Here is an 11,532-nt window from a genome sequence, read left to right on the forward strand (position 1 = left end):
CGGGTCCGTTCGCTTCGCTCACTCCCCCGACGTAGTCACGCTCGCTGACGCTCACGTGACTCCCGTCGGGTCCAGTTTGTCGCGGTTTCGTCTGGACGAGCGGTGCATCGTCTCGTACCGAATCCCCCATCGAACCCACTCAACTTCGTTCGTTACTAACTTGCTGTCCCCTCCGGGCCGAGGACATCTAACGACGAGACTCGTCAACCACACGAAGACCCGTCGCCAATCGAATATTCGGATGGCAAAATCCCACAAAACGCCACAATACATGGGTTTTAGTGGCCACATGCACCGTTTCGGGAATCGACCCTAATAAACGGGTGGCAATTCATTTCACAGCGAAGTCGAAGGAGGGGGTATGGGAACGTCGACAGCAGGCGGGCAGAACCGTCACCGCAGTGTGGGGCGGTGGCGGCGAAGGCTCCGAGATGGACTGAGGGACATCCCACAGGGGGACTCGATTCCGAGCGAGTCGTGGCGGGCGCGTCACTGAAACATCCTCGTCTTCCTCGTGGCACACGCGCCGCTTTTGTCCCTCCTCGGGAATTTCACCGGGTCGGAACCGTACGTCACGGGTGCGACCCTAACCGCCGCGCCCGCCGAGCACGTCTTGCTCGGCGTCGGCGCAGTCGTGGGATTGGGCCTGTTCGCGTGGTTGCCGTGGCTTCCGCGCCGGGTTCGGAGCGGGTTCGCGTCGATCGGCTTGATGACGTGTTCGGCCCTGCTCGTCTACTTCTCGGGCGGCTACACCGAAGCGCACTTCCACTTCTTCGTCATCGTGGGCGTCCTCGCGGTGTACGAGGACTGGCTCCCGTTCGTCGTGGGCATCCTGTACGTCGCCATCCAGCACGGCATCTTCGGCATGGCACACCCCGAGGCGGTGTACAACCACCCGGAGGCCATCGCGAATCCGATGGGGTGGGGGCTCGTCCACGCGGTGTTCATCCTCATGCTCGCGTCGGCGTTAGTCACGAACTGGTTCTCCGTCGAGCGCTCTCGGGAGGAGACCAGACAGAAGATGCAGAGCCTCGAAGACAGCGAGGAGGCGAAGGCCGAAGTCGAGCGCCTGAACGAGCAGTTGGTGGTGCAGGCCGACGAACTCGCCGCGGCCATGGACGCGGTCTCGGAGGGGGATTTCACCGCGAACCCGCCCGAGAACACCGATATCGAGGCTATCGAAGCCATCAGCGACGCGTTCGTGGCGATGAAGCGCGACCTCTCGTCGACCATCGTCGACCTCCGGGCGTTCGCGGCGACCGTCGAGCGGACGACGCGGTCGGCCCACGACGACGCGGAGACGCTCGAACGGACGCAACGACAGCTCGCGGCCGACGTGCGGGCGTTCGCCACGGACGTGCGCGAGCAGGCGCAGAACCTCGAATTCACAACCGACGAACTGAGCAGTCTCTCGGCGACAATCGAGGAAATCGCCGCGAACGCCGACCAGGTCTCTGACGAGGCCAGTAACGCGGCGACGGCCGCCGACGAGGGCACGGGCACCGCGGCGGCGGCCATCGAGGCGATAGAGAACGTCGAACAGAGCGTCGGCGAGCTCGCGTCGCTCGTCGAGTCGCTCGACGACCGCATGGACGACGTCTCCAAGAGCACCGACCTCATCGAGTCAATCGCCGAGCAGACGAACACGCTCGCGCTCAACGCGAACATCGAGGCCGCCCGCGCCTCGGACGGCAGCGAGGGGTTCGCCGTCGTCGCGAACGAGGTGAAGTCCCTCGCCGACGAGACGCAGAACCACTCGGCGGCCATCGAGCGGACGATAACCGAGACGGTCGAGGACGTGGCGCGCGTGCAGGCGGAGATGAAACGGACGAGGGCGCAACTCGAAACCGGACGGTCGACGACGACCGGCGCCGCCGAGGCGTTCGCGGCGGTCTCGGAAATCGTCGAGAGCGTCGAGATGTCGGTCAACGAGGTCGCCACGGCGACCGACGACGGCGCGCGGACGACCGAAGAAGTGGTCGACGCGATTATCGGCATCGCCGACCACTCGCGGGACATCGCAGAACAGAGCGACGCGCTGGCGAGCCAAGCCGAGTCCAGAGCGGCGACGATTTCGGAGATTCGAGCGCAACTCGATGACCTCAGGGGCCAGACCGGCGGCCTGCAAGAGCAGCTCGAAACGTTCGACTGCGAGGTTCCGGCCGACGACTGAACCGGGTCACGCCCGACGGCGTCCGGTCGAGTCGGGTCGAGTCGAGACCGACGAACGACCGCCGACTCGCGTCTGCAGTCGCTCGAGGACGAGTCAGAGAACGCGAGCGAAAAAGTCAGCCCGCGGCGACCGCGACCGCAGACGCCGCCGCGGAAACCGACTTCGCGCGCCTCAACCGCGACCGAAAGCGGCGGGGAGCGCGGTTATTCGAGGTCGAAGCGGTCGTGGCTCATGATCTTGTGCCACGTCTCGACGAAGTCCTCGACGAACTCTTCCTCGCCGTCGTCGCCGCCGTACACTTCCGCGATGGCGCGCAGACGGGAGTTCGAGCCGAAGACGAGGTCGAAGCGAGTGGCCTCCCACTCGACGTCACCCGTCTCGCGGTCGCGCACTTCGTACAGGTACTGGTCGTCCGAGACCGGCTCCCACTCGTAGTCCATGTCGAGCAGGTTCACGAAGAAGTCGTTCGTGAGCGTCTCGGGCTCGTCGGTGAGGACGCCGCGGTCGGAGTCCTGGTAGTTCGCGCCCAGCGCGCGCATGCCGCCGACGAGGACGGTCATCTCGTGCGCCGAGAGGTCGAGGAGGTCCGCCTTGTCGACGAGCAGGTCTTCGGGGCGCTCGTCGACGTCGTCCGCGATGTAGTTCCGGAAGCCGTCGGCGTCGGGCTTGAGCATCTCGAACGACTCGACGTCGGTCTGTTCCTGCGACGCATCGGTCCGACCGGGCTCGAACGGTACTTCGACGTCGTAGCCGGCGTCGGCCGCCGCCTGCTCGATGGCCGCAGCGCCGCCCAGCACGATGAGGTCCGCGAGCGAGACGCGGGTGTCGTCGGACTGCGCGGCGTTGAACGACTCTTGAATCCCTTCGAGGGTGCCGAGCACGTCATCGAGCTGGGCGGGCTCGTTGACGTCCCAGCTACGCTGGGGTTCGAGCCGGATGCGCGCGCCGTTCGCGCCGCCGCGCTTGTCGCTGTCGCGGTACGTGGACGCCGAGGCCCACGCCGTCTTGACCAGCTGAGAGACAGAGAGGCCCGAGTCGAGAAGCTCGGCTTTGAGTTCCTCGACGTCGTCCTCGTCGATGAGGTCGTAGTCGGCGTCGGGGATGGGGTCCTGCCACAGCATCGCTTCGTCCGGGACCTCGGGACCGTAGAGTCGGGACGGCGGGCCCATGTCGCGGTGGAGGAGCTTGTACCACGCCTTGGCGAACGACTCCTGGAACTCCGCAGGGTCCTCTCGGAACTCCTCGAGCACCGCGCGGAAGTCGGGGTCCTTCTTCAGCGCGATGTCGGTGGTGAGCATCATCGGGTCGACGAACTGGTCGGGGAGGTGTGCGTCCGGAGCCGCGTCCGGAATCTTGTCTGCCGGCGACTCGTCGGCCGGCCGCCACTGCCACGCGCCGCCGGGGCCCTTGTGTGCTTCCCACTCGTAGTCGAGCAGGTTGGCGACGTAGCCCATGTCCCACTGGGTCGGCGCGCTGGTCCACGGCCCTTCGATGCCGCTGGTGATGGTGTCGGGGCCCTTTCCGGAGCCGAACTCGTTCTCCCAGCCGAGACCCTGTTCCTCGATGGGAGCCGCCTCGGGCTCGGCTTCGAGGTTGTCGCCGGAGTCCGCGCCGTGGACCTTCCCGAAGGTGTGGCCGCCGGCGATGAGCGCGACGGTCTCCTTGTCGTTCATCGCCATGCCGCTGAACGTCTGGCGGATGTTCTTCGCGGAGCCTTCGAGGTCGGGTTCGCCGTTGGGACCCTCGGGGTTGACGTAGATGAGGCCCATCACGGTGTTTCCGAGCGGCTCTTTGAGGTTACCCTCCTCGTCGAAGCGGTCGGGGGAGGTCGTCTCCCACTCCTCTTCGGGACCCCAACTGGGTGCCTTGTCGCCGACGTAGTCGTCGGCGCGGCCGCCCGCGAAGCCGAACGTCTCGAAGCCCATGGACTCCAGGGCGACGTTTCCGGCGAGGACGATGAGGTCGCCCCACGAGAGCTGGTTCCCGTACTTCTTTTTCACGGGCCAAAGGAGTCGGCGCGCCTTGTCGAGGTTCACGTTGTCCGGCCAACTGCTGATAGGAGGGAGGCGCTGGTGCCCGCCGGAGGCGCCGCCGCGGCCGTCGTGGGCGCGGTACGTGCCGGCGCTGTGCCACGCCATCCGGATGAAAAGCGGCCCGTAGTGACCGTAGTCGGCCGGCCACCAGTCCTGCGAGTCGGTCATCAGCTCTTCGAGGTCGGCTTTCACCTGCTCGTAGTCGAGCTTCTGGAACTCCTCTGCGTAGTCGAACTCCTCGCCCACCGGGTCGGTCTGTTGTGCGTTCTGGTCGAGGATTTCGAGTTTCAACTGGTTCGGCCACCAGTCATGGTCGGAGCCATTCATACACAACCGGTTACCGCTTTTGGGTGATAAAATTGACTGATTTTGAATTAAGTCTTGGTTATAGCCAAAGCAATCTTTTTACTTTATGAATAATTCTCGATGGAGGCGCTCACGAGGCGAGTATTCTATTTCGAATTCGAGTATCTAACTGGGGCCGGCGTGCGATGTATCGCTCGTCCGTGTACGTCCATTGTTAACACTACATGGATACGTCGCAAGCGGGGTCGTTCAACGTCGGACCGAACCGGCCTGTACCGAAGAGCGCCCAGAGGATCACTCAGATAATCAAAAAGACTGTAGACATGAATTTGTCTACCATTGAGGCCCGCGCCGGTTGTACTGTCGTGCACGATGAGCGACGAAGCTCCCGGCCTCTCGTTTGATTCACAGCTTTCGGCGATACAGCACGTCGAGCGACGCCAACTACTTCTCGCGCTTCTCAAATCGACTTCTAACGACGCCGCGTTCGGCAACAGCCGCGCCACACCCGAAACCGACATTCGGGAACTGAAACTGCAGATGTATCACGTACACCTCCCGAAACTCGAACGGATGGGCCTCATCGAGCCGAACGAAAACTGGTACAATATCCGCAGGGGTCCGCGCTTCAACGACATCGTACCGCTGTTGCGCGTCATCGACGACCACCGAAACGAACTGCCGGGCGACGTACTGTAGCGCCGTCGAGGGACCCGGCGTGCGAACGAACGGCAGCGTCGTTAGCGGATTAATCCGAGTCGCGGCCGAGCAATCCCTGAGACAGCAACCGACGCGAGATGACGATGAGGCCGTTCTGGAATCCACTGCCGAAAATTGCGTGTTCTTCGCCGGTGTCTGGAACGATGGTGCTGACGAGAATCGACGAGCGGTCGACGAGTAAGAGCCGGCCGATAGCGAGGTTCTCGTCGGCGCTCTCGCCGCGGAGCCATTCGAGACCGGAAACGAACGTCGTCGCGCTCGGGACGGCCGCCCGCACCTGCTGTCGCAGGGATTCGGTCGCCGCCCCGATGATCACGTCCACATCCTCGGCTCGGACGTTCAGGTCATTGGCGAACCGGTCGGTCAGAAGCGAGTCGTCGCCGAGGACGAGTACGATTTCGTCGTCCGCGTCGTCGATGAGCTTGTGCGTCCGGTTCGCGATGGCCTCGGCCCCGGACATCGCCCAGACTTCCTGAACCGAGCCCTGTTCGCCCGAGTCGATTCTGTCGGTCCGCTCCAGCGCGTTCGTGAGCCGGTCGATTCGGTTTTGATACTGCGCACGGAGCGTCTCGGTCGCCTCCGCGAGCGGAACGGCCCGGAACCGCTGCGGACTCGAGTGCTGGACTTCGACGAGCCCCTGTGCCTCCAGCACGCGAACGGCGTCGTACACGCGAGTCCGCGGTACGTCGGTAATCTCGCTGAGTTGCTTCGCCGTGCCCGTCGAGACCCGAGTGAGACCGACGAAACACTTTGCCTCGTACTCTTTGAGTCCGAGTTGCTGAAGTACGTCGATAGCGTCCTCTTGTGAATCTCCCGTGCTCATATGTCTCAACCGAACTCCGAGGCGTCCCGTCTCCTCACGAACGCTTGTATCGGCGAACGGATAACAATTGTTACTTTTCGAGTGAATACGTTTCGTCAAGGTTAGCCAACTGAGTTAATTCAGGGTTAAAACCGTGTTTTCACGGTAGTTCTGAACACGGTGTTGTTATATTCTTAGTGACAGGGTAACTTTCCATAGTTTTCGTACGTTACGCGCGGATAATCGACACGTAATGAATTCACTCAGATAATCACAAACAACTATACGGCGCCGGGACGAATCGCGACTGCGGCACACAGTGGAGTACTGTGTCCCAACCACAACTGACACGTGCCGCCTCAGCCACTCGTCGTGGCTGAGTTTCGCAGACATCGAGGCACCCATTATGAGTACTGATTCGGGCGACGACTTCCGTTCTGTCGCAATCGAACAATTGAAACAACTCGGCCTCAGCACGTACGCCGCACGGACCTTCGTCGCACTCACCAGCCTCGGTACCGGCACGGCAACGGAGATTAGCAAGGTCTCCGAAGTCCCACGAACTCGGGTGTACGACGCGGTCGACGAGTTACGCGAGCGGGGACTCGTCGACATCCAACAGTCCTCACCGAAGAAGTTCTGGGTGGTATCCGCGGAGACGACGTGCCAGAAGTTCGAACAGGAGATGAGACAGCGGACCTCCCTTCTGACGACGGCGCTTCAGGAACTCGGAACTACCCAGCGCAAGCAGGAACAGCGTGGCGTCTGGACGGTTGAAGGCCAGCCTGCCGTCACGGACCGTGTCCTCGAATTTATCGGCGGCGCGGAGGACGAAATCGTCTACATGACCGTCGAGGGACTGCTCACCGAGGACATCGTCGAGGCGCTGGGGGAGGCGGCACGCCGGGGCGTCTCGATTCGGGTGGCGGGAATCTCGCCGGACGTTCAGGGGATGATTCGCGACGAAATCCCCGACGCGGAGCTGTTCGACACGCTCTGGATGTGGTCGGACACGCCCGCGGGACGCCTCATGATGGTCGACGGGAATCAAACGCTCGCGAGCGTGCTCGTCAACGGCAGGGACGCGACTCCGTCCGACCCTCGCTCGGAGACGGCGATTTGGGGTGTGGGCGAGACGAACAGCCTCGTCGCGGTGCTCCGTGCGATATTCACGTGGCGGCTCGAAAACGCTGACCCCGCCGACTGAGGCGGACGGCTCCGGAGCCGTGGGCGACTCGAAACACGGGGATAGAAGCCTTCGAAGCCTGGGACTCCTTACTGCGACCCGTTACAATCGGCCGACGACTGTCGAGAAAAACGCTCGCGCGAGTCGCCCCGAGCGCGGCGCGAGCGGCGCGGAATGCCATCGGGGCGGGTCCGGCAACCTACTGCCGTAGTGGACGCGGCGGCGCGACCGCGGTCGTCGCCACCGCGCCCATCGCCACGACAGGGTCGACGATGGGTATCGGAACGTCGGCCCGCACGTCGGGAATCGCGCCCGAAGAGGAGATGCCGGTACAGCTCGGCGCGACGACGTCGCAGCCGGCGTCGACGAGGCGGTCGACCGCCGCACGAATCGCCGCCCGACCCTCGTCGGTCGTGAGGTAGTTCGTCGTCGCCGCGCCCTCGACGACCTCCTCGGCCGCGAGCCGGTCGCCGAGCAGATGTCGGATGCTCGACCCGGCCCCGTTTTCGAGGCCGAGCGTCCCGACGCGCTCGCCGCGGGCGGACGCGACGGCGGCCACGCTCGCGCCCGCGCCGACGACCGGGACGTCGAGCGCGTCGCCGAGCGCCTCCACGCCGGGGTCGAGCGCGCAGCTGACGCAGAGCGCGTCGACCTCGGTCGCCATCTCGCGGCCGAGCGCCTCGATGTGCGGGAGGGCGTCGGCCTCGGCGGCCGCGTTCGGAATCCCGTCGGGGTGGGCGGGGATACACCGCGACAGCGTCGAGACGTGCGGGTAGTGCCGTTCGATGAGCCGTCCGTGGAGGGCGACTTCCTCGGGGTCGTCGAGCGTGAGCACGCGGAGGACGCCGAGTTCGACCATCAGGCGGTTCCTCCGGTGTTCCGGTCGGCGTCCCGGCGGGGGTCTGTATCCGCCGGTTCGTCGATACCGCGGGCCTCGAAGAACCCCTGCTGGCGGAGCGCGTCGAGCAGTTCGCCCTCGCGGCGGTTCATGAAGCCGTTCGGCCCCCAGTAGCGTTCGAGCGTCTCCTGCCACTCGCGGCGGTCGTCGCCGTAGACGCTGTCGCCGTACATCTCGTTCATCGCGTCGTAACAGGCGTCGAGCTGGTCGTCGGTGGCGTCGCGGTAGCCGCCCTCGTGGAGGACCGCGTCGAGCGGAACCCGCGGGGCGTGCTCGGTCGCCTCGCCGTGGCGCGGGACGCCGAGACAGAGCCCGAAAATCGGCAGGACGCCCGCGGGGAGGTCGGTCGTCGCGGCGACCGCGGTGAGGTTGTTCAGGATGTTGCCGATGGGACAGACGCCGTAACCGCGGCTTTCTGCGGCCAGCATCACGCCCATCGCGGCCAGCGAGGCGTCTATCGCTCCCTCCAGCAGCCCCATCGCGGGCGCCGTCCGGAACTCGCGGTCGCGGTGCTCCAACAGCAGTCGAATCCGGCGGAGGTCGATGCAGACGAGGAGGAAGTGGCTCGCCTCCTCGACCTGCACGGTGCCGCGGCTACACAGCTCGTGAATCCGCTCGCGGCGGTCGGGGTCGCGTATCCAGACGAAGCTGTACATCTGGGTCGTTCCGCTGGTCGGGGCCTTCCGCCCGGCGTCGACCATCGCGCGGACCTCGTCGTCGGGGATTTCGGCCTCGGTGTCGAACTGGCGGACCGTCGCGCGGCGCGCGAGCCACGGGGCGAGGTCCGGCACCTCGGCGACCGCCGCGGCGAGCGCGGGCCGGTCCGTGCGATTCGTGTGGTCCGGGCCTGCACGGTCACCGGCTGCGGGCGTGCGGTCGCTCACACGAGCACCTCGCCGTCGGCGACGACGACCTCGCCGTCGAGCGAGACCGTCGGTTCGAGGATGACGCCGTCGAGGTGCGAGTCGCAGTCGATGGTCCCGCCGAAGCCGAGGTTGTCGCCGAAGGCGACGTGGCAGGTTCCGTACACTTTCTCGTCTTCGAGGACGGTCCCGATAATGCTCGCCGCCGGGTTCGTCCCGAGGCCGAGTTCGCACACTCGCCGGGCGCAGTCGTCGCCGCTCGTCGCGTCGAGGAACTCGTCGGCGGCCGCGCCCTCGACGGCCGTGATGCGCCCCTCGTCGAGTTCGACCGTCAGCGGCTCGTCGAGGACGCCGACGCCCGCGAGGCCGCCGTCGAAGACGAGCGTGCCGGTCGCCGTTCCCTCGACCGGCGCGATGTAGCTCTCGCCGGACGGGAGGTTGCCGGAGTCGCCGGGTTCGGCGATGATGCCGTCGCTCGGGATGCCGTCGCGGCCCGAAAGCGACATCGTCGCCGACGCGCCGTCGGCCTCGATGCGGGCCTCGTCGGCCGCGGTGAGCTTCTCCGTGAGCGCCGCCGTCAGGCGCTCGACCTCCTCGTAGTCGGCCGTAATCGCGCCCTCTCCGAACATCTGGTCCGTGATGCCGGGCATCGTGGCGACGCGAGCGCCGGCCTCGGTCGCGGCCTCCCGCGCCCGCGTGTGCGTCAGCGACGCGCTGGTCGGACAGACCACGATGTCGGCCGACTCCATCGCGCGGGCGACCGACCCGGGCGGCTCCATCCCGTTTCGCTCCATCGGCGGAATCTCGAACAGGCCGGACTCCAGCCCGAGTTCGACCCCCGCATCGAACAGCGCCCGCCCGATGTGGTTCGTGTCGGTGTCGGTCACGACGAGGAGCGTCTCCCCGGGATGGGCGTTCATATTCTCGGCGAGGAGTCGCTTCGCCACGGCGCGGTGGTCGGCCACGTCAGAGCACCTCCTCGGCGGTCTTCGCCAGCACCGACCGCCCGAGCAGGACGCTCGTGTCCGTAATCTCGCGGACGGTCGCTTTCATTTCGGGCGTGTAGCCCATGCAGTCCATCACGATGAGGTCGGCGTCGGTGCCGATTTCGGCGGCGGCCGCGGACACCTCGTCCTCGTCGGCGTACGGCGACCCCGCGGCGGTGACGAGGTCGTAGTCGGCCCACTTCTCGAACGTCATGGCCTCCTGTTCCTCCTTGGGCATGATGACGCCGAGGGTCCCGCCGTCGAGGATGGTCGAGACCCACGCAGAAAGCAGGTCGCTCGGCTCGAAGACGGGCACGCCGGCGTCGAACGGCGGGAAGTGGCCCGTACAGAGGACGCCGATGGCCGTGACCTCCGATTCGAGGGCGCGGATACGTTCGCGGAGGAGTTCGACGACCGACTCGCGGTCGACGGTGACGGGCGTCCCGTCGGCGAGCCGGGAGACGTACACCGGCTCTCCCTCTTGCGGGCCGACCGCCGCTTCGACCTCGGCCGCCGAGTCGAATTGGTCGAGCGCGCCGACCTCGACGATGTCCACCTCGGGCGGGAGAGCCGCCGCGATGTCGGGCGTCACGTCGCTCCGGGGTGCCTGTCCGATGGTCACGAGTCCGAGCGTCGACATCTCAGACGCCCTCGCCGAGCGTCTGGAGGCGGCCCATCGAGCCGTACAGCGACGTGAGTCGGTCGTACTCGGTCTCGTCGTAGAACGACGCGCGGCCGCGGGGGAAGTCCTTGGCCGTCTCGACGACGAACCCGGTCGCGTCGAGCAGGTCGGTGAGGTAGTTCGCGCCGGTCCCGCAGCCGGGGACGGGCGAGACGCTCGTCGTCGCCACGCCCACGACGGGCGCGTCGGTCGCCGTCGCCGGCTGGAGGATGCTGTTGATGTGGTGCACGTCGTTGCCGTAGGGGGTGATGTCCTGCATCGTGAGCGTGAGCGTGCTCGGTGGGCGGCCGGTCGACCGCTCTTGGATGTCGAGGAGGCTGTCGCTCACCTTCAGCACCCACCCCTCCTTGACGGTCGGCGTGATGGCGAAGCCGCGCTCGCAGTGGACGCGGTTGCCCTTCGTGGCGTCGACGGAGACGACGGCGTCCATCTCCTCGTCCACCTCGTGTTCGTTCATGGTGCTCGTATCGACCGGACTGCCCATGAACGGCACCGGGTCGTGGGGGGAGGTCGGCGCGTCGGGACAGACGTGCGTGGCGATGCGAACGTCACCGGCGAGCACGTCGCCGCGGGCGCGCATCTCGCCGAGGTGGAGCGCGACCGCGAGGGCCACGATGGCCCCGTCGGCGTCGGAGACCGGGCCGAGTTCGGCCGGCCGGGCGGCGACCCCGCCGAGGCGACCGATGACGCCGAGCGTCGGCGCGTCCCGGTCGGCCCCGGGGACGACCGTCTTGACGAAGTCGGTCGACCCCTCGTCGGTCGAGATGGTCGTCACTTCCGTGTCGAGACCGTACGTTTCGAGTGCGTCGCGTACCAGTTCGCCGTCCGCGTCGGGACGGCTGAGGATGTCGTATGCTTGCTGAATCTTGTCGAACATGAGTTG

10 protein-coding genes are annotated in these 11,532 nt (G+C 66.0%); 3 read left to right on the forward strand and 7 right to left on the reverse strand.

The genetic code is table 11. The features are described from left to right. Nucleotides 1-514: 514 nt before the first annotated feature. Nucleotides 515-2,173 carry a methyl-accepting chemotaxis protein gene (locus tag C457_RS17190; RefSeq protein WP_239640772.1) on the forward strand — a complete coding sequence of 553 codons (1,659 nt, stop codon included), beginning with the start codon at nt 515-517 and terminating at the stop codon, nt 2,171-2,173. A 203-nt stretch (nt 2,174-2,376) separates the two neighbouring features. On the opposite strand, the gene katG is transcribed toward C457_RS17190, so the two are convergent. Beyond that, entirely contained in the window at nt 2,377-4,533 is a 2,157-nt protein-coding gene (gene katG, locus C457_RS17195) for a catalase/peroxidase HPI (protein ID WP_008096648.1), read from the reverse strand. A 351-nt stretch (nt 4,534-4,884) separates the two neighbouring features. Between katG and C457_RS20460 the strand changes: the two genes are divergently transcribed. Beyond that, on the forward strand, nt 4,885-5,211 hold the full coding sequence (locus C457_RS20460) for a hypothetical protein (RefSeq protein WP_008096649.1): 327 nt from the start codon (nt 4,885-4,887) through the stop codon (nt 5,209-5,211). Between the two features lie 49 nt (nt 5,212-5,260). Here C457_RS20460 and C457_RS17205 read toward each other — a convergent pair whose 3' ends face one another. Next, nucleotides 5,261-6,055 carry a TrmB family transcriptional regulator gene (locus C457_RS17205; protein ID WP_008096651.1) on the reverse strand — a complete coding sequence of 265 codons (795 nt, stop codon included), beginning with the start codon at nt 6,053-6,055 and terminating at the stop codon, nt 5,261-5,263. Nucleotides 6,056-6,440: 385 nt separating this feature from the next. Between C457_RS17205 and C457_RS17210 the strand changes: the two genes are divergently transcribed. Further along, nucleotides 6,441-7,241 carry a TrmB family transcriptional regulator gene (locus C457_RS17210; RefSeq protein ID WP_008096652.1) on the forward strand — a complete coding sequence of 267 codons (801 nt, stop codon included), beginning with the start codon at nt 6,441-6,443 and terminating at the stop codon, nt 7,239-7,241. A gap of 178 nt (nt 7,242-7,419) precedes the next feature. Here C457_RS17210 and C457_RS17215 read toward each other — a convergent pair whose 3' ends face one another. From C457_RS17215 to C457_RS17235, 5 genes are read right to left on the reverse strand one after another with little or no spacing between them, the layout of a single operon-like run. Next, nucleotides 7,420-8,079 carry an aspartate/glutamate racemase family protein gene (locus C457_RS17215; RefSeq protein ID WP_008096653.1) on the reverse strand — a complete coding sequence of 220 codons (660 nt, stop codon included), beginning with the start codon at nt 8,077-8,079 and terminating at the stop codon, nt 7,420-7,422. Beyond that, a complete protein-coding gene (locus C457_RS17220; protein WP_008096654.1) occupies nt 8,079-9,002 on the reverse strand; it encodes a nitroreductase family protein in 924 nt (307 codons plus the stop codon). Before C457_RS17220 ends, C457_RS17215 begins: the two co-directional genes overlap by 1 nt. Further along, nucleotides 8,999-9,946, reverse strand: coding sequence for an aminopeptidase (locus C457_RS17225; protein WP_008096655.1), 948 nt, complete (start codon nt 9,944-9,946; stop codon nt 8,999-9,001). Before C457_RS17225 ends, C457_RS17220 begins: the two co-directional genes overlap by 4 nt. A 1-nt stretch (nt 9,947) precedes the next feature. Further along, nucleotides 9,948-10,607 carry an AroM family protein gene (locus C457_RS17230; RefSeq protein ID WP_008096656.1) on the reverse strand — a complete coding sequence of 220 codons (660 nt, stop codon included), beginning with the start codon at nt 10,605-10,607 and terminating at the stop codon, nt 9,948-9,950. Nucleotide 10,608: 1 nt separating this feature from the next. Further along, on the reverse strand, nt 10,609-11,526 hold the full coding sequence (locus tag C457_RS17235) for a DUF1177 domain-containing protein (RefSeq protein ID WP_008096657.1): 918 nt from the start codon (nt 11,524-11,526) through the stop codon (nt 10,609-10,611). Nucleotides 11,527-11,532 lie beyond the last annotated feature (6 nt).

This window comes from Haloferax prahovense DSM 18310 (assembly GCF_000336815.1).
Taxonomy (GTDB): domain Archaea; phylum Halobacteriota; class Halobacteria; order Halobacteriales; family Haloferacaceae; genus Haloferax; species Haloferax prahovense.

Coding starts and splice junctions, on each gene's coding strand:
- C457_RS17205 (WP_008096651.1), bottom strand. CDS start 6,055: ATGAGCACGGGAGATTCACAAGAGGACGCTATCGACGTACTTCAGCAA.
- C457_RS17230 (WP_008096656.1), bottom strand. CDS start 10,607: ATGTCGACGCTCGGACTCGTGACCATCGGACAGGCACCCCGGAGCGAC.
- C457_RS17210 (WP_008096652.1), top strand. CDS start 6,441: ATGAGTACTGATTCGGGCGACGACTTCCGTTCTGTCGCAATCGAACAA.
- katG (WP_008096648.1), bottom strand. CDS start 4,533: ATGAATGGCTCCGACCATGACTGGTGGCCGAACCAGTTGAAACTCGAA.
- C457_RS17215 (WP_008096653.1), bottom strand. CDS start 8,079: ATGGTCGAACTCGGCGTCCTCCGCGTGCTCACGCTCGACGACCCCGAG.
- C457_RS20460 (WP_008096649.1), top strand. CDS start 4,885: ATGAGCGACGAAGCTCCCGGCCTCTCGTTTGATTCACAGCTTTCGGCG.
- C457_RS17235 (WP_008096657.1), bottom strand. CDS start 11,526: ATGTTCGACAAGATTCAGCAAGCATACGACATCCTCAGCCGTCCCGAC.